The following is an 18,911-nucleotide window of genomic DNA, read 5'->3' on the forward strand; positions in this document are numbered from 1 at the left end:
TTCAGTGTTGACAGTTTAGATCAAAAGTATAGTTTGGCCTTATGTCATCTAGTCTTTGCTTGAGATTGTATTTGAATCTCTGCTGAATAAATGATTTAATTTCATCTTTTGATTTATTGTTACTCGCTAGAAAGACTACACAAGCTACGGCTTGAGCACCAATGATACCTTGTCTATGATTGTGGGTTACTAATGCTGATCTTCTGGACTCAATCATCACTTCTTCTAAAGAGCTAAAGGCAAATCCTATCGGGCACACTCTCATAGCCGATCCGTTTCCATAACTTCTGTATGGTTGGGGTTGTTACTCAAAGCCCATTCCTCAAACTTTTGACCATACCCAACGTTAGGATACCATCTTGCGTATTGCCTTAATTTATTAGCATATAATCTCTTGCTTGCGTAATAATGCTTATTACTTTGTTTTTTCTTGTTTAGAATAGCGTCTGCTATAGCTACTGTTAAAACAGTATCATCTGTAAATCTCGTGAACCTATCATAGAGTTTAAACTTAGTAGACTTGGTATTATGCCACTCAAACACTGAACCAATTACATCCCCTATAACAGCACCTAACATAATTCACCTCTTGCCAAAGCCATATTCACTTTCGCCATATTTCTAATATTCGCGATGAAACTAATTTTTTCCTTTTTAGACCCGACTGCTATTTTTCATTCATATAAACGAATTTCAGCCTATAGCAGCTCTCTGATATTAAACTATCGTTCTGCGTCCCTCGGTTTTAAGGGTTTATCTCACGTATACTCACTCATTCGCAGGATTTCATCACCTTTAAAATCAATATCGTTCAGATACTAAGTTGGTTAGAACCGTTGGTTCATATTTTGGGCATACGGGAACAGAGGAACACGTGGAATATTTCCCCAGTTCATACTCTACTGCACGCATACTCCACAATTTCCTTAGAGGTTCACCCTCCCAAGGCTCAACGGGTCTATGCCCTTACATTCCTTCGTTATACCTGACCAAGGTGTGGAGACCGATAGCGTTTAGCGGATGGGTCTGTGCCCTTTTGGAGAACGAACTCGGTCCTCCGTGCTTTCTTTGTGAATATCCTGCGAATGAGTCAATCTACGTTATCAACAATAAGTCTTAGGCTGCCGGAGCGTAGTTGGGGGTAGCTTTTTCAGGTAAAAATGCTTCTCCTCTTTGAACAATGCCAACCAGAATTCGAGCCAATTTTCCAAGCAGCTTAAAAAGGGACTGTTGTTTCTTCATTTGCTTGATCTGAACATTATTCTCGTGCATCTGTCGAAAGACTGGATTCGTTCCTACGAGTGTGATTGTCGCCAAATACAAATATTTGCGTAACGTAGCATCTCCCCGTTTCGAAAGTTTGATTTGTCCCTTGTGTTTTCCTGACATTCTTTCAGCCAAGTTTAGACCTGCTTTACGCAATAACTGACGTCCATGTGCATACTGCCTAAGGTCGCCAGCACAAGATAGAATGGCTGCTATGAAGATTGTGCCTAGGCCTTTGATCGATCGAAGCTGATCGGCAATAGGAATTTCTTTTAGCAATGCTTGAGTGTCCTTTTCAATCTTTTCTAGTATTTCAACGATACGCTCAAACTCTTCTAATAACCGCCTTAAATCTTGCTTGGCTTCATGAAGAGCTGTCTTGTCTCCTACACTCTGCTTAGCTTGTGAAATAAGCTGCGCAGCTTTCTGAGTACCCGTAGAACCACCAGCTCGTTTCATATGCCTTCTCCAACTTGTAATTACCTCGGATACGGACAGTGACTGAAGATCTAGCGGTGAGGGTAAATCTTTAAGAGTAGCCAAGGAACGTTTGCAGGTCCAGTCTTTAAACACCGAGGTATACTCGGGGAACCGAATATCTAACCAACGGATGATCCGGTTCTGCAGCCGCACACTATTCGTCACCCAAAATTCCCGGTCACTCATCATCGTCCGCAACCTTTGAAAGACGGTAGTCTGTCTCGTGTATTCATAGTAATAGCCTCGACAGACGACGTCTGCGATAACAAGGGCATCCTTAGGATCACTCTTGGACGGACAATTATCGCGGTTCTCCTTATTTCGTTTGGTGGTTGCTGGGTTCACCATGACAACGTTTATGCCTTTGTCGGCAAGCCAATTAGCCAGGTTGAACCAGTAGTGTCCGGTTGGCTCCATACCGATGATTAGGGTATTCAATCGGTGTTTCTGTTGCAATTCATCCATCCAACGTTGTAATCTTTCGAATCCTTCTAAGTCGTTCGTAAATGATAGATGTCGCTTGGCCAGAACGATACCCCGAAAGTTAGTAGCCTGCGCGACATGAATTTCCTTCGCCATGTCGATACCTACTACAAGATGCGAGGTGGAAATTCGTTCAATACGTTGATTTTGTCCATCGTTTTGTTTAAACTTCATAGTTAGAGCGCCTCCTTGATGGTATTGGGTTTCGAACCCGTGCACAAACCCATCATACCGAGGCGCTCCTTTTTTGACAAAGCCCATTTCTTAGGCTATACAGGAATGTTTAGCGTAACAAGTTACACTATGACTTGGCACTAATCCTTGTTAAAATATTCAACCACCAACACAATCAAGCCAAGAACAAACAATAGAATACTATCGCCTAGAAGAAAAGTTAAATAGAAAAAGTCGCCGCGCCGCTATGCGCCATCACATGTCCAAAAATGACATCAACAACGGCTTGTTCGCATGCTTTTCCAATTTTTGAATACATTTAAGTATTCGATAAACAGGAGGACACAAGTCATGTCACAACACGGGCAATCGTTCATGAGAGGTACGCTGGTCTTGTCTGTCGCTGCTTTCATCAACCGTATTCTCGGTTTTATCAGCGGCATGTATATCGCTCGCGTACTGGGCGCAGAGGGAATCGGCATCTTGATGATGGCGCATCCGCTCGTCCCGCTCGTCATTACGATTACGGAGCTTGGATTGCCGGTGGCAATTTCAAAGTTGGTCGCAGAGGCCCACGCTCGCGGCGAACGGATGAAAGTGAGGCGCATCCTGCATGTCTCGCTCGCTGTCACGGGCGTCTTGAGCGTAGCGCTCACGACCATATCGTTACTTGGATCTGAGTGGATCGCATCCATTCTGCTAAGCGACCAACGCGCTTATTACGCGATGCTGGCGATTACGCCGATCGCGCCGATCGTCGCTGTCTCCGCCGTATTAAAGGGATATTTCCGCGGCATGCAGCAGATGAAGACCATTGCCGCTTCGGATTTGCTGGAGCATACGGTGCAAATCGCCTGTGTACTTGCGCTGGTCCACCTATTGCTGCCTTACGGCGTCGCTTATGCGGCTGCCGGAGCAATGGCTGCCTCTGTTGTCAGCGAAGCGATCAGCCTCCTATTCCTGGTGACAAGCTACAAGCTATACGGTGAATCGAAGATGCCGGGCGAGACTTGGGCAAGCCACCTGAAACAAGGAAGAAGCACACTCGGCGAGCTGCTGCAGATCGGACTGCCGACGACCGGGCACGGTGTCATTCATTCGTTATACAGCACCTTCCAGCCGCTTCTTATTACAACCAGCCTGGCGCTGGCCGGCATCGGCACGGCGTTAGCCACGAAGCAATTCGGCCAGCTGGCCGGCTATGCGTTTCCGCTGCTTTTCATGCCAAGCTTTATCACGCAGTCCTTGTCCACCGCTCTCATTCCTGCGATTGGCGAGGCAGCGGCGAACAAGAACAGTCTGCTCATACATGAGAGGATGAATCAGGCTATGATCTTGGGACTCATGATCGGCGCGCCGGCAACCGTTATCTTGTACGAGTGGGCAACTCCACTAACGACACTTTTCTATAATGCACCTGAAGCAGGATTGCTTCTGAAAATACTGGCGCCGATGTTTTTCCTGCATTATTTCGACGCTCCGCTTCATGCGATTCTGCTCGGGCTCGGCCGCGCGAAAGCTACGCTGTGGAATTACGTAATAGCCACCGTATTCAAGGGTGTCTCGATCTTCGTATTCGGCAGCCAATTTGGTATTATTGGCGTTGCGTACGGCATCGGTATCGGCATTGTGATGCAAACACTGCTGAACTTCTTTTCCATCTCAAGCTCGATCGGATTTTATTGGAGTATTCGTCCTTATGTCAAGGTTGGGATCTGCATGATGCTGATGGTGATATGCGGACACTGGACCTATAACTATGTTGCCAGCCATGGTATGCCGCAGTTATGGTGCGTAATCACTTCAATCGTCTGTTCCTTGTTTCTCTATTTCGCCGCACTCGTATTGACGGGTACGTTGAATTGGAAAAGTACGCGCCACAGATTTTCGATTCCATGGTAAGTTTACATGAAAGAGAAAAAGCAGCCATGATCGGCTGCTTTTTCGCTGCTGGCTTAAAGCGTAATGTTCTTTTTCCATGTTAATTTCATTGCCTTGCTCATTACCACTGAATAATTTTCCCTTCTGAATTGAACATAGTGGTCACAGAATGGTGTTTATCGGCAGTAACTGGATGTGTTGATCCCACACAACGCGGCTGCCGATCTGTGCCGGCAGCCGCGTTTTAGTTATTAATTGAGCTATAGTGCTGCGTTAGTTGAACTATCTGATGCCAGTGCCTTCTTGAGATACATTCAAAAAGTTGTATTTACTCTTTTCGAATATCTAAAATATAAAATGCATATCATTCCCACAATAATTATAAGAGTTGAATCAAGAACATCATATAGTGTTCTATTTGAGAAAAAGAAATCAATTATTTTAAATAATATCGCTATTAATTCAGTTATGATTGTAATCAATGGTCCATTCTTGTTCTTCTTTAATAAATTAAAAAGAGAAATGATAAAAATTCTAGTAAAATATAAGAACCAATAGCATACACTCTTTCAACATCCCATTCTAGTACCTCTTCTATCATCTTGAAAATGTAATATGGATTGATCGAAACTCCAACAATTGAGTAACTCACATAGAATAGAAGCCAGCCTCTGATTCCCGCTAGGTTTTTCTGATTTTGCACGAATGTTGCCACCTTTTTTTTATGAAACTAAAATTAGATATTTTTAATTATGTGTAAAATTCAAAAAAATGTAATGGCAGTTAATGGATCATGTGTTGTTGATTTTTTACCAAAATAAAAACCATCACCTCAATGGTGGTGAACCAGCTATTTTTATTTAACTAACGTTCTGCGTTAGCGTAATGTTTCAAGTCTTTCTATCATCATTCATCATTTCATTTATACTATGGATTTCTTTTCGATCTGCTTCTGGTCTGCAGTTAAAATAGTTATCCTCACTAATAATCGAAAGTTCGCCATTTCTAAGGAAAACTTTTCTGGACGGCTATAAAGGCGAACTCGGATTTCGTTGAAGAGCTTGTCGCGTTTCCATTCCTCCATAAGTATGTGTCCGGAGAAAGTTTCGAGGAGTTTAATGTACTCTTCAACATGATAAATGCGCTCCCAATCGAAGTGTCAAACGTGAACAACCTCAAACAGCCCGCTTTTCTCAATCTCATCTCTTTGCTCGTGTAGTTCCCCTGGTCGCGGCCATTCGTTGTTGTCTACCGAATTACCCTCGCCGATCTCATAGTAAACGGCTTGAATTTCACGGAAGAATGGGTCCCCACCGTCTGGAAAAACGTGATCTGCGTTCCAAAATGCCAGATGTCCGCCTGAACGTAGGACTTGCCATGCCTTGATGTATCGAACTTCGGGATCAACCCATTTCCAAGCGGTTGCAGCGAATACCAAATCAATCCCTTTCTCCGTCTCTGGTTGCCAGTCTTCGAAACTTCCCGTGATTATGTCGACGTCCATTCCGACAAGGTTTTTGACGGGCAACTGCAGCGAGCTCAGCGCCAAGTTCTACGCACGTGATTTTTAAATCCGCGCTTGGTTAACGGAAGAGTAGCCTTTCCTGTAGAGCACGACCCACTTCCAACAAACGATCACCTGGATGCAAATTTGTCGCATGAATTAAATCATCGAACAATTCTTCTGGGAAATCCGGACGCGCCTGTTGATAAAGGCTCGCGGATTGTTCAAATGACTTGCGCAATATCTTATAGTCATTCTTCAAGTACACTATCTTCCTCCTTATACGTTACTCATCATATTCTTTTGCTTATATCTTTATACTGTGGGTTTTCCGCATAAAATTCTTCTTTCAATCAGGGTATCCTGCCCGTTCGTATTATGAGATTAAGACTAACTCTTAACAGCATATCCACTGGAAGTATCCACCACGCTCTACTGCCCGTTACTTGAATGAACAGAAAAAGGAGCTGCCGCGAGGCAAGCTCCTTCACTATCGTTTCTCGTTTGTTCAATAACCCTTCAAAGGTTTGTCATCCCAAATTTGTACTTCTATATATGGCTCTGGTCCTTAATTTCCCTCTGAATTCCACTCTTGTGGTAATCCGTATTCATTTATTACAAATCTCATCCATGGTGTAGACCTGACCTCGATACGGCTTATCATCTTTGAATCTCATAGTCGGGAATAAATCACCATAAGTAAAACTAACGTTATGCGATTCGAAATCTTTCATTGAAATTTGAAGTTTCCCACCCTTTGGATACCAATCCAAAAACCAAGGACACTCCCCAATAGTCATGTAATGGGGATGATTTCGCGTTGGCTTCCCACCTTTTAATATAAACAATTCCCTTGCCATTATTTCAAGATTACATCCATAGAGCGTTTTCTAGCGAATCCTTTCTTTTGAAGACGGATATTGTTGAGAACTCGTTCAGCTTTATCCGCTTCTAGATCAGATAAATTACGAAAGGGACCCGTTGATTTATCGTAATAGTAATATAAGAATTCTTCCATATACACTCCCACATCCCAACATACAACTATTCTTTAACGTTAGTAACCCGTGGTTTAAATTAATTTTTTAGTCAGAATGATTTCCATCGGCTCATTTTCGAGTAATAAACATCCCGCATCCCGATATCCTAAATTTCTGTAGAAGTGCTGTGCCTCCTCATTAGCCTGAGTAGACGTCATAACCAATTTAAAGCCATTTTGTTTCATTTGATCTTCCCATAAGAGGACAACTTGCTTGCCTACACCCTTGCCTCGATATTGTTCGTCGACCCAAATCATATTCATGAAGGGGGTGTTATCCCAGAAATACCCGTATCTCATCCATCCAATATTACTTTCATCTTGGTTCCGTAGTATGTATATTTCATTTTTCTTTATTTTTGGCAATATTAAGTTCTCTAAAATATGATGGTCACGTTCTCGTATGTATTCATAGTCTGAATCAGTTGCAACAACTATCTTCATCATCCCCCTCCTTGATGCCACAGTAATCAACTAATCCATCTTTTGTAAACTGCCAGTTAACAGAGTGAAAACTGCCACACAGCAGCCCTTCTGATGTTTAACTCGTTTCTCGTTAGCTCAATCAGTACCAGCAGAGCAATCAAAAAGTCCGCTTTTGAGTTGCTCATGAGTGAACTCTGTCCATTTCCTTTTACTTCACAATGCCGCAGCTCATGTTGTATTACATATCGTTCGGCATCATTTGATCTGTACTTTTCAGAATCATTGACTTTTTCTTTGGATCATATCGGAAGTGATAGACGTTAATGAAATCCTGTCCCGCCGCGTATCCGCCGGTAACGATGAATTCTCCGTTGGCAACCTTTAATAGACGGTGCGGCATTTGGCTTATAGCCATCCAATTCACTCCGGGTTTTATCTCAAGCGATATCGGAAAAGCCTTCCCATTACATACTCCGAAAAGGTATGTTTCGAGACCATGACAATCTGTATAACGAGGAACATAGGTAAATATATCCGTATCTTCAAAGGTAAATGACTGCATGATGACTGGCGAATCTTTTTGTTGTACAATTTCGAAGTCAATTGGAAATGTCATAATTTGTGTTAAGTTTTCCCCAGATTCCCATACCATGTCATAGTCCCCTGACCAACGGAGATCAGTTTCAACCCCATAACAACTAGGTGCCCCTAGAGGGGCTACGCTCGCTTTGTTCGCAGGTTTGACGAGAAGTCGCCCATCCGAATGCGTCCCTATTGCTCTAATTGATTTATCTTCTAATACTAAGTTTGCCTCTGTAGCTGGTGGAGACGAAACTGGCATTGAGCTGTGAGGAAACTTAGATACAGATGCCATTGTGGTATCCGACAATACTGTCGAAGAGGTACCATTTTCAAGGTTCGCCATCCTGTCACCACATCCCGTAAGCACTAGAACGAGCAATAATATCCCCAGCGGAATAACGTTTTTCACTCAGATAGTCTCCTTTTTGCGGATAGATAGCTTTTCTAACGCATGCGAAATTATAATACTGAATCCACTGATTAATTTAATAACATCGCACAAATAAAAGGTGTAAAAAATATAATTTTATAGCTAAACTCCCGTTAACTTAACAGGCAGCCGATCAATTAGAGATTTAGGCAGATCTGATAGATTCAACAGGATTTTAGTTATCAATGAACGGATTCGGGATAAAATCTTTTACCCGAATATACCCTATTTGTCCTCCTGGACCAATAATTTGATATACAGAACCGATCTTATCTATTTGCGTCTCTGCCTGAATAAAGACCGAATTGACCCACTCTTCATCTTTAATATGACCGTGTTCATCATAGATGGTCGAGTGCAGCGCAAGTCTACCCTCCTTGGCATTTACCGGATCGTAAACATGTAAGGAGGACTTTGGCACCCACATATCTGCGCCATATTCCGCACCATACTGTACGATACGCACAGCCACCCAATCCTCATAGGATTTTTTAATAAGGACCACCTTGCCAGCCCATAAGTCCAAATGCGGTTCTTTTGCTTGCTGTCCAGGAGCAGAAGACACTGGCACTTCCTTCGCGACGATCATCTCATAAGGGGCTTCCGTATGAATATTGGCGGCTTTCTTGCTGAAATAGAACGCGGGAATCCAGCCTCTTAGATCTTGGGATTCGACTTGGACGTAATCGTCTTGTGCCGCTAATATGCGAAAAGCATCACCTTTGTTCACTTCAAACACCGGTCTAACCCCACAGGCCATATGCCGGGACAGATACTTCGGGGGCCTTCTTTGAAACTTGAGTTGAGGATGTAGTTGCGTCCGTAACCTCGTAGGTGGAGGCATTCTGCTCTTTCTGGATTTTTTCCGGGATAGCTTCGAAGGTCGAAACAGCCATGGACGGAGTTCTATCTTGCTGGCAACCAGAGGCCATGATGTCTCCACAAAGGAGTAGCAGAACGGAAAGTATTCTCATCTCTGGATCTCCTTTCCCTTCTTTTCTTTTAGTTTCACGATTTAAAGTAGCACATTCTGTGTTGGATCGATTATTGGTTCGGTTGTTTGGTTCGTTGTTTCGTTTGTCTCAATTTTTTTTTTACACCTATTACTACGCCTTCCTTTTATGTATAGACGCTCTAAACTGGGAATAGTTACCTAATGACAAAAAATGATTACTAATAATTTGTAAATATCCTCAGAAGTGTTATTGCGTAAACCTGCCCAATAACTTAATGAGATATTTGGATTCATTTTTCCCAAATCAACTTGATGTAACCTGCCCGAAAGTGAAAAAAAGGCTGCATTGTCGGCAGCCTCAAGCGAGCTATCGTTCCCTTTGACGAGAACCAAACTTCATCGGATACTAATTGTCTACATTGGCAGATGACACTATTCTAAGTCATTTCGAGGATGCGGATTAATCGGCGGATATAAGAATTGATTATCGAATTGATTATCTTTCTTCGGATCATGATCATCAGGATTTTCGCTTTCATCTGGCATCTCAGCATCAGTCATAGCCGACAAAGCTTCAAAGCTGATGAAGTCTTCGACTTCATCAAACTGGTTGTTTTCAGTCATTGCAAGCCTCCTTAAGGTGGATTTCATTACTAGGCAATTATTCGCCTTATATTTACTTTTTATTCAGGAATTCAAGGAAGCAAAGTCCTCCGTCTAGATGGACCGAGTATGACCGATGTTGGCAACCTTTGATGAGCACTTGTTATCCGTTGAAAAACCTCTAACCTTTCATTTCAATCATTGCCCGCGTCAGTGTTATTTGTATTTTTCTTTTCTTCTCTGTAGAGTCCCCAGGTAAGAAGCGCTATTATAACGCCATAAAAGGGAAATAAATAATGTCCCATAGAGGAGTACCGACAAATCCCATTTATTTCAACGTCCCGTCTGCACAATAATTTAGTTTATTATTACCACTTGATTCCTTTTTCACTAAACTGCTAACGAAGCAAGGCTGCAGTTCATGTGCCGACAGCCTCGTTTCGTTCTGTTTGAGCTATAGTTTCCGTTAGTTGAACAGGCTGCCAATTTGTTCGGCAACCTGTTCAACTTGGCGCTATCGTATTTGTTATCATCATTATCTTAGTCCAGCTCTGGTGGCTATAGCATTAACCAATTCTTCAACCGCCGACTTCAGAAGTGTTACCACCGCTTCATCAGTGACATTGCCGTCAGCATCTATTTTCGATGAGACATGGTTTACGTAAACCTCCGGTCTGCTTATCGTTGCAGCATTACATCTGAACAATACATCCCTAAGATGCATGTGACTTCGAACCGGCCCGAACATTCCCCGACTAGCACCAATAATAGCAACAGATTCGCCTCATGATCCTGATTATAAAAGGGTAAAGATGTGATATTGGCTTCCTGGTAAACGATTTGCTCTGGAAACAGACTTGCTGCTGTGTGTAGCAGCATACGATTATAAGAACCTTCCCTAGTACCTCCGCAGACGCCAACGATATGGATTGCTTGATCATGGTTACTCATGGATAGAATCCCCTTCCAGGTTATTTGCCGCCAGTTACACGAATTATTTCGCCATTGACGAAAGTGTTTGCGGTTGAACCAAGAAACGTGATGAGGCTTGCTACACAATCTGGCGTTCCTAACCGCTTGGCAGGTATGGATGAAGTGAAATTTTGCAGCATTTCAGCCGGAAGATCCCTCAAGTTGCGTTCCGTCAACGTTAGTCCGGGTAAGACTACATTGGAAAATATCCCTTCACTCGCAAGCTCGACGGCAAGCGCCCCATTGAAACCGTGTAATCCGGCTTTTGTCGTCATATAGGAGGATGCACCTGCTGCCGTCTTCCGCTATCTCCGACGAGACATGAACAATTCGTCCCCATGGACTGCCTTTCATGAACGGGAGCACCATTTTTGTTACAAGGTATGTCGCTTTAAGATTGTGGTCAATCATTTGAAGCCATTCCTCTGAGTCACTCTCTGCAATACGAACGGGATGCCGGCCGCCGGTAACGGCATTATTGACTAGAACTGATATGGCGCCATATTTCTTTCCTACTTCAGTTATGGCCTCCTGAATGGAAGATCTTTGGGTTAAATCCATCTGTACGGCTTCGCCTATTCCGCCACTTTCTCCGATTTCCTTCAAAACCGTTGACGCAGCACTCGAATCGTTAGCAGAAGTGAAAACAACTAAGAATTGCAAGTGATTACGGTGTCCCATCAAGTGTAGTCGATTACTACGAAGATCCAAACAGACAAGTTAATATAAAACAAAACTTTGATAATTTCGAATTGAAATCATTTGAAAAAGTAGAAAAAATAATACATAGCACTAGAAAAGGATAGATGATAAAAAATTAAAATTGAAACTACCTAGTATTAAACCCAAATTTCGCTGTTACTTATGATAAGGTTCCCCGTATCACTGCAACCGCGAATTTTCATAGTAATCAGAAAAACAATTGGATAATGCTTAAGCGGTCGATCATTACCAAGAATAACAATGCTCTCTCAGAGAAGATCATTTAAATATGGAAATCTCGAAGCTTGGCTTGCGGAGCAGGCAAAAAGATAAAGCCTCTATTCTGCCAATCAGAATAGAGGCTTATACTTTTCACACTCAAAATAGCTGGATCCCGGCGAAATGACACAGACCACAATGGCTGGATTCCTCCACTTGCGCTTTTCCTTACTTTAATATTCTCCTTTAATTACAAAAAACGAGCCCCGAATTGTTCCGGCTAGCTTAGACTTCTGCCTAGCAAACTTAAACTTCTCTTCTAACTCCTTTGGTACCTCCATCCCCTCAGAAAGCTTAAAACCAACGGCCCGCTTCTTAGGGTCATCCACCGTATACATGACATTGAGCGCAAGCCCGTCCTCATAAAAAACATAGGCAAATTTGATATTTTCCACTTGAAAACTCGACGTTTCTAAAGGTTTGGCCGCAAACTCAATATCACGTTCTTCTTTCAAAATTCGGTTCACATAATCAAGGCTCTCCTGACTTTCGCTAGCTGGTACAACCGTAAATTCATGCTTGTATTTGTTCATAAAGTAACGGGCTTCATTAGCACGTAAACCAGCAAGCGCTTCTACTACAGGTGAAGACTCTAAACCAACCGTAGACACATCTTTAAAATCAACGATATAGGACATTTCCATTCCTCTTTTCTCTCTTTATTTCCTACCAACAGGATTCCACAGTTTATTAAAAACTAATCCTCTTATCTACCAAATATTATATCAAAAATGAAATGATTCAAGAGAAAATTTTAACTAACGAATTTGTGTCGATGATTTTGAATATCGCTGGGCTTCGTACGGTTCTCCGTGACATTAATAAAGCGAAATAGAACAAAATCGAACGGCCTCTCTTTTATGAACTCGCAAACCATTTGCGCTAATGACTTATCTGATCTTACTTATGAGGTTAAGGTTATTCTGAAAAACAAAAAAACCGTTTCTTAGTAAATAGAATTACCTATTTACGAAAGAAACGGCTTTTACATTTTGCTCAAGGAAGCGGCGACGTCCCCCTGTCCAGCTTCTCCTTTTCGGGATCCGCCATCAGTTCTGAACTCCTCGATTGTCTCGGGTGTCCGCCTTCTTTTCGCCTTAATTATAGACTACTTAATAACAACGTATTCCAAGTTAACCAGCTTGGCGTAGGTCACGATTTGGTCTGTCGTCAGGTTCAAGGAAACGACGGTATGGTGGCCGCCACCATTCTCTATCCAGGCTTTCACCCCATCCTGGAAGTTCGGCTTCACGCTCCAGAGTACACGAGCCACGGGAAGCTTAGGAGCCGGAACCGTCGGCTCGAATGCGGAAACCTCGTTGATCAGCAATTTATAATGAGTGCCGAAATCCGCCATGGATACGACGACGCCTTCGCCAGCTTTGCCGTCGAATACGAGACGCGCCGGATCTTCACGATCGCCGATTCCGAGTGGGGAAACAATGATTGTCGGTTTGTTGCTTGCCAAGGTCGGATCTACCTCGAGCATATGGGATTGCAGGATGGCTTCCTGACCGGCCGCCATCTCGTAGGTGTAATCCTCCATAAAGCCCGTGTTTTGATTGCGGCTCATCACTTTCAGCAAGCGATCGAGCGCGGCCGTCTTCCAGTCGCCCTCGCCGGCAAAGCCGTAGCCCTGCGCCATCAGACGTTGGACGGCAAGACCAGGAAGCTGTTTCATTCCATGCAAATCTTCGAAGTTCGTCGTGAAGGCATTATAACCTTTCTCATCCAAGAAACGTTTGATGGCAATTTCATAGCTCGCTTGGATTCTGACGCTCGCTTCCCAGGCTTCTTTACTGTTCGTGCCATAATCGAATTCGTAGAGCTCCGCATACTGGCCCATCAGATCATCAATTTCTTGCTCTGTAACGGCATTCACGTATTGCACGAGGTCGCCGATGCCGTAGTAGTCCACGGTCCATCCGAATTGAATTTGAGCCTCGACCTTGTCCCCTTCCGTTACGCCAACGTTGCGCATGTTGTCGCCGAAACGGGCGACTTTGATGTTGAAGCTTTCGTTATAGCCAACCGCAACGTCCATCCAATCCGCAATCTGCTGCTGCACTTCCGGACGTTCCCAGTAGCCTACGACGATTTTATTTTGTTTCTTCAGACGGGCATTAATGAAGCCGTATTCGCGATCGCCGTGAGCGGCTTGGTTCAGGTTCATGAAGTCCATGTCAATCGTTGCCCAAGGAATGCTTTCATTGAACTGGGTTGCCAAGTGAAGCAGAGGCTTCTGCAGCAGTTTTGTACCGCGAATCCACATTTTTGCAGGCGAGAACGTATGCATCCATGTGATGACACCCGCCACTTCATCGCGATAGTTGACCTCTTTCATGATGCTTGTAATTTTATCCGCGCTTACTGCCAGGTCCTGCAAGACAAGCGGATAAGGGAGCACACCGCTATTATTCAAGGCATCAGTCATCGTCTGCGCGTGAGCTTTCACTTCAGCCAGCGCTTCTTCCCCGTACAGATGTTGCGAACCTACGACGAACCAAAACTGTTTATCTGTTGTTTTTGACATCTTAATCATCCTCTTTTCTGTATTTAATAATGGGTAAGGCTATTACTTCTGCCCGTAGTAGGCATCTTTCCCGTGTTTCCGAAGATAGTGTTTATCCAGAATGCCTTGAGGCAGTTCTTTTGCAAAATGATTCAATTGCCGCGCATACAAATTCATTTTGCAAACTTCCTCCAGCACGACGCTGTTCACGACCGCCGATTTCGCGTCTTTCCCCCAAGTGAAAGGCGCATGTCCCTGGAGCAGGACGGCCGGGATTGCCATGACATCCAGCCCGCGCTCCTCGAACGTTTCGATGATGACACGGCCCGTCTCCGCTTCGTACCCCCGGTCAATCTCCGCTTGGTTCAAGAAACGGGCGCAAGGCACGGCGCCATAGAAGGTGTCCGCATGCGTCGTTCCCATGACGGGTACATCCAATCCCGCTTGCGCCCAGATGGTTGCCCAGGTCGAGTGGGTATGCACGATGCCGCCGATTTGCGGATAGTGTTTGTACAACACGGCGTGAGTCGCAGTATCGGAGGAAGGTCTCAGCTCTCCCTCGACCACATTACCGTCGAGATCCACAACGACCATTTCGCTCGCTTTCATCTTTTCATAGCTGACTCCGCTCGGTTTGATCACGAACAGGCCGCTTTCCCGATCGATGGCGCTCGCATTGCCCCAAGTAAATTTTACGAGTCCGTGCTTCGGCAAATCCAGATTCGCTTGATATACCTCTTCTTTCAGTTGTTCTAACAACGTTAGTCCCTCCCGTTCTCTAGCAGATGGTCTACTGCGGCCTGTTCGATGGCCAACCCTGCTTGGTATCGTTTGATGAATGCTTGGAACCCTTTTACATCTGTTGCATCCGGAGCAATCTCCTGTCCTTCGACATCTTTAAAGACCTTCTGCTCGAGGAAGTTATCCAGACTCTCTTCTTGATCCTTGTTGATCATATATGAAGCCAGAAGCGCCATGCCCCATGCCCCGCCTTCGCCGGCCGTGGACATGACCGAGATCGGTATGTTCAGCGCGCCCGCTAAGATTTTTTGTCCGACGACAGGAGTCTTGAATAGGCCACCATGAGCCAAAATGCTGTCAATGGCCACTTGTTCGTTTTCGGTCAAAATGTCCATTCCGAGCTTCAATGCTCCGAAAGCAGTGAATAAGTGCGTTCGCATGAAATTAGCCAGATTAAAGTTGCTTTCTGGCGAGCGAACGAACAACGGCCGGCCTTTGTCGATTCCCGTAATATTCTCGCCCGAGAGATAACCGTAGCTAAGCAAACCTCCGCCATCCGGGTCGGCTTCCAATGCCTTATTCAACAGCACGCTGAACAATTTGCCGGAATCTACGCCATATCCCATGGCCTCGGAGAATTCACGGAACAATCCCATCCAGGCGTTGAGATCGCTGGAGCAGTTGTTGGCATGCACCATGCCGACCGGACTGCCGTTCGGCGTCGTAACCATATCGATCTCCGGATAAACCTTGGATAATTCTTTCTCCAATACAATCATCGCAAAAACGGAAGTGCCCACGGAAATGTTACCCGTACGCTTCCTGACGCTATTCGTCGCAACCATGCCTGTGCCGGCATCGCCCTCTGGAGGACATAGCAGAATACCAGGCTGCAGATCCCCGGCCAGGTCCAGAATGCCGGCTCCCGTCTCCGTTAGTTCACCAACTTGCTCGCCGGAGAGATATACTTTAGGAAGAAGATCCTCAAGCTTCCACGGATAGCCTTTGGCTGCGATAAGTTCATCGAATTGCTTAACCATCGATGGATGGTAATTACGGCTTGCTTCATCAATAGGGAAGATGCCGGAAGCATCTCCGATGCCGATCGCTTTATTGCCGGTCAGCAGCCAGTGAATATATCCAGCCAGCGTCGTTACGAAATCAATGCGAGGCACATGTTCCTCTTGATTTAATATCGCTTGGTACAAATGAGCGATACTCCAGCGCTCGGGGATATTAAATTGGAACAAGTCCGTTAATTCCCTAGCTGCCGCGCCGGTTGTTGCGTTGCGCCAAGTCCGAAACGGCACCAGCAACTCACCCGTGCTGTCGAATGCCATATAACCGTGCATCATAGCGGAAAACCCGATCGAACCCACGGTCCGGAGGGTGACCCCGTAATTCCGTTCCACTTCCTGCTTCATTTCACGATAAGCGGTTTGGAGGCCTTTAATAATATCCTCCTGGTTGTACGTCCAATATCCGTCTTTCAACAGATTTTCCCACTCATAGCTTCCCGATGCGATGGTCTCGAAACGACGATCGATCAACACCGCTTTGATCCTCGTAGATCCGAATTCGATACCTAGCGAAGTTTCACCCTTGGTTATCGCTTCTTTCAAGTCTACATGATTCATAATCACGTATCTCCCCTCTCTGTTCGTGGCTTAAACCCAAACGATTGCGAATCGTATAATAGCCTGATTCCGATCGAACCGTTCACTCGATGAGACAAACGGACGATTTCGATCGAAAGAAGGCGCTTTCTCTTACTGACAGCCTTAGTATATTTTCTGTACGTACATTTGTCAATATAGTCTAATAGTTATACTAACATAAATTGCAGTACCATCCATATTCGTCTCCTCATAAGTGTCACCCTAAGGATAAGTATGGAATTTGTACCGCCGAAATCATAAATATGTATCACTTCATTTGCATTTCATGCAATTTATGTTAGAATGTGTACGTACAACTTTTCGAACAACGATGAAAGAAGTGGATGGCATGAAGCCAAAGTACCAGATCATCATAGATGAGATTAAAAGTTATATCCTCTCGGGAACGTACAAAGCAGGCGAGAAAATCCCTTCGGAATTCGCTTTGCAGGAGGACTACAACGTTAGCCGGCAGACGGTTAGAAAGGCTATTTTGGGGTTATCGAACGAGGGTTTCCTAAGAAGCGAGAAAGGATCCGGCACGTACGTCAGCACCCAATACCGGTCCAGAACGGGTGGGAAAGCCATGAATAAAACGATTGGCGTCATCACGACCTATATCTCGGATTACATCTTTCCCTCCATTATCCGCGGCATTGAAAGCCGATTAAATGAAGATAACTATTCCTTGCTGTTAGCCAGTACAAATAACGATATCTCCCAGGAAAAAAAGGCGTTAGAAATGATGCTGTCCTACGGCGTGGATGGACTGATTATAGAACCTACCAGAAGCAATGTATACAACCCCAATATCGCTTACTACCTGTCTTTTAAGGAGCAGGAGGTTCCGTTCACGATGATCAATGCCTATTATGAAGAGTTGGAGGTTCCTTTCTTCTGTCTGGATGACGTGCAGTCCAGCTATCTAGCAACTCGGGAGCTGATTGCCAAAAGACATACCCAGATCGGCATCATCGCGAAAATGGATGATTTGCAAGGGAAGTTTAGAATGAAGGGATTTATCAAGGCTCTTGGGGAAGCCAAATTACGGTTCCAGCAAGAGCATGTGCTTTCTTTCGATACGGCGACGAAGTCGGACCTGTCCGCTAACTTGGAAGTGTATCTGAACGACAATCGGGATGACTTGACTGCGCTTGTGTGTTACAACGACGAGGTAGGCTTGGAAGTCGTACATGTCTGCAGAAAACTGGGTATCTCCATTCCAGACGAGCTATCCATCATTGGCCAGGACAATTCATATATCGCCAAAAACGCGAATATCAAACTAACGACGCTGACCCACCCCCAAGAACAAATGGGACGCGACGCAGCGGACTGGGTCATTAAGAATTTACAAGGCAAAAAAGACTTGCCCACCAACACCTACTACCAGCCCGTATTAATTGAGGGCGAAACCGTAAAAGCGATCGAAGTGGAATAGTCATGGACTGTGTTATTACTTATGGTACGGTTCACCTCGATTGATCTTCAACAAAACTGCCAGTTAGCGGAGTGAAGGGCTGCTACGCGACAGCCCTTCTGATGTTTAACTATCATTTCTCGTTAGCCAACCATGCCCCTCATCGGGCACCACGGAATAATGAAAATTCGCATATTGATCGGCTACTTTCAGGGTAGCGTAAGAAAATCATAGAAGGTTAGCTTTAAATTCCAGTTGAATACTCGGCTCAGGGCCCACGTTATGTCTTGAAACCACTCCATTAAATAAGGTAATGCCGATTTATTGGCTGGATAATCAATATTTCCCAACACAATAGCGGCATTATCCCAGCATTTTTTACTACACAAATCATTTTGTTTAGCAAGAGGAATTACATCGTAACCCTTTAATTTTGATAATAAGTCTGGGTCAGAAAACATCTTCTTTACTAATGGATACAATTCCTTATCAGGCATTATCTTATCGTCACTTAAAAAAGTGATTTCTTTAAGTTCCTCAAAAACCAATATTTTTTTGTCTAAAGACTGGGCTAATTCCTCTAGTGTTAATATTGCCCTTCTATATGGACTTGAGATGAACGTATCTATTCCTTCACCTTTCAATAGTTCAGCTACGATCCTGGCATCTGACCTACCCTTGTCAGTGAGCCCACGTGCTCTCTCGATCCCTTCCATTTTAGGTGATTCACCGTGCCTGACCATGTAAATAAAGGTTTTCATACATTACCCCCGTAGAATACTCTTACTCTCAAATGACCACTCT

At 44.3% G+C, this 18,911-nt stretch carries 18 protein-coding genes and 1 pseudogene; 2 read left to right on the plus strand and 17 right to left on the minus strand.

Annotated features, from left to right (window positions below; translation table 11 throughout):
• Position 1: 1 nt before the first annotated feature.
• The 3 genes from QFZ81_RS37375 to QFZ81_RS15975 form a co-directional block, all read right to left on the minus strand.
• Positions 2-265, minus strand: coding sequence for an ADP-ribosylglycohydrolase family protein (locus QFZ81_RS37375; protein ID WP_373463680.1), 264 nt, complete (start codon positions 263-265; stop codon positions 2-4).
• A complete protein-coding gene (locus QFZ81_RS15970; protein ID WP_307603502.1) occupies positions 262-579 on the minus strand; it encodes a hypothetical protein in 318 nt (105 codons plus the stop codon). Before QFZ81_RS15970 ends, QFZ81_RS37375 begins: the two co-directional genes overlap by 4 nt.
• A gap of 537 nt (positions 580-1,116) precedes the next feature.
• Entirely contained in the window at positions 1,117-2,403 is a 1,287-nt protein-coding gene (locus tag QFZ81_RS15975; protein WP_307602321.1) for an IS110 family RNA-guided transposase, read from the minus strand.
• 351 nt (positions 2,404-2,754) lie between these two features.
• On the opposite strand from QFZ81_RS15975, the gene spoVB reads away from it, so the two are divergent.
• Positions 2,755-4,305, plus strand: coding sequence for a stage V sporulation protein B (gene spoVB / locus QFZ81_RS15980; protein ID WP_307603503.1), 1,551 nt, complete (start codon positions 2,755-2,757; stop codon positions 4,303-4,305).
• 1,138 nt (positions 4,306-5,443) lie between these two features.
• Here the strand turns inward: spoVB and QFZ81_RS15985 are convergent.
• The 13 genes and pseudogenes from QFZ81_RS15985 to QFZ81_RS16045 all read right to left on the minus strand — a co-directional run bounded on the left by QFZ81_RS15985 (position 5,444) and on the right by QFZ81_RS16045 (position 16,666).
• Complete coding sequence (locus QFZ81_RS15985; RefSeq protein ID WP_307603505.1) at positions 5,444-5,833, minus strand: class I SAM-dependent methyltransferase; 390 nt, start codon at positions 5,831-5,833, stop codon at positions 5,444-5,446.
• 34 nt (positions 5,834-5,867) lie between these two features.
• On the minus strand, positions 5,868-6,056 hold the full coding sequence (locus QFZ81_RS15990; RefSeq protein ID WP_307603507.1) for a hypothetical protein: 189 nt from the start codon (positions 6,054-6,056) through the stop codon (positions 5,868-5,870).
• 591 nt (positions 6,057-6,647) lie between these two features.
• Positions 6,648-6,806 carry a hypothetical protein gene (locus tag QFZ81_RS15995; protein ID WP_307442738.1) on the minus strand — a complete coding sequence of 53 codons (159 nt, stop codon included), beginning with the start codon at positions 6,804-6,806 and terminating at the stop codon, positions 6,648-6,650.
• Between the two features lie 54 nt (positions 6,807-6,860).
• Complete coding sequence (locus QFZ81_RS16000) at positions 6,861-7,271, minus strand: GNAT family N-acetyltransferase (protein WP_307449732.1); 411 nt, start codon at positions 7,269-7,271, stop codon at positions 6,861-6,863.
• Positions 7,272-7,491: 220 nt separating this feature from the next.
• Positions 7,492-8,244 carry a hypothetical protein gene (locus QFZ81_RS16005; protein WP_307603510.1) on the minus strand — a complete coding sequence of 251 codons (753 nt, stop codon included), beginning with the start codon at positions 8,242-8,244 and terminating at the stop codon, positions 7,492-7,494.
• Between the two features lie 196 nt (positions 8,245-8,440).
• Positions 8,441-9,004, minus strand: a complete 564-nt coding sequence (locus tag QFZ81_RS16010; RefSeq protein WP_307603512.1) for an SH3 domain-containing protein — start codon at positions 9,002-9,004, stop codon at positions 8,441-8,443.
• A gap of 648 nt (positions 9,005-9,652) precedes the next feature.
• Positions 9,653-9,844: a hypothetical protein gene (locus QFZ81_RS16015; RefSeq protein WP_307603514.1), complete on the minus strand. Its 192-nt coding sequence runs from the start codon at positions 9,842-9,844 to the stop codon at positions 9,653-9,655.
• Positions 9,845-10,501: 657 nt separating this feature from the next.
• The gene (locus tag QFZ81_RS16020) at positions 10,502-10,774 is read right to left on the minus strand and encodes an NADPH-dependent FMN reductase (protein WP_307603515.1); all 273 of its coding nucleotides are present in this window, start codon (positions 10,772-10,774) and stop codon (positions 10,502-10,504) included.
• Positions 10,775-10,794: 20 nt separating this feature from the next.
• Positions 10,795-11,476 (minus strand): annotated as a pseudogene (locus QFZ81_RS16025) (SDR family NAD(P)-dependent oxidoreductase).
• 473 nt (positions 11,477-11,949) lie between these two features.
• On the minus strand, positions 11,950-12,414 hold the full coding sequence (locus tag QFZ81_RS16030) for a phage tail protein (RefSeq protein ID WP_307442729.1): 465 nt from the start codon (positions 12,412-12,414) through the stop codon (positions 11,950-11,952).
• A gap of 470 nt (positions 12,415-12,884) precedes the next feature.
• Positions 12,885-14,309 (minus strand): L-arabinose isomerase, encoded by a 1,425-nt coding sequence (gene araA / locus QFZ81_RS16035; RefSeq protein WP_307442727.1) that lies wholly within the window; start codon positions 14,307-14,309, stop codon positions 12,885-12,887.
• A 42-nt stretch (positions 14,310-14,351) separates the two neighbouring features.
• On the minus strand, positions 14,352-15,047 hold the full coding sequence (locus QFZ81_RS16040) for an L-ribulose-5-phosphate 4-epimerase (RefSeq protein ID WP_307442725.1): 696 nt from the start codon (positions 15,045-15,047) through the stop codon (positions 14,352-14,354).
• Between the two features lie 2 nt (positions 15,048-15,049).
• Entirely contained in the window at positions 15,050-16,666 is a 1,617-nt protein-coding gene (locus QFZ81_RS16045) for a xylulokinase (RefSeq protein WP_307603517.1), read from the minus strand.
• A gap of 370 nt (positions 16,667-17,036) precedes the next feature.
• Between QFZ81_RS16045 and QFZ81_RS16050 the strand changes: the two genes are divergently transcribed.
• A complete protein-coding gene (locus tag QFZ81_RS16050) occupies positions 17,037-18,128 on the plus strand; it encodes a GntR family transcriptional regulator (protein WP_307442721.1) in 1,092 nt (363 codons plus the stop codon).
• 188 nt (positions 18,129-18,316) lie between these two features.
• Here the strand turns inward: QFZ81_RS16050 and QFZ81_RS16055 are convergent, their stop codons facing one another.
• Positions 18,317-18,868 (minus strand): phosphoglycerate mutase family protein, encoded by a 552-nt coding sequence (locus QFZ81_RS16055; RefSeq protein ID WP_307603519.1) that lies wholly within the window; start codon positions 18,866-18,868, stop codon positions 18,317-18,319.
• Positions 18,869-18,911: the final 43 nt, after the last annotated feature.

The organism is Paenibacillus sp. V4I9, assembly GCF_030817295.1.
Taxonomy (GTDB): Bacteria; Bacillota; Bacilli; order Paenibacillales; family NBRC-103111; genus Paenibacillus_E.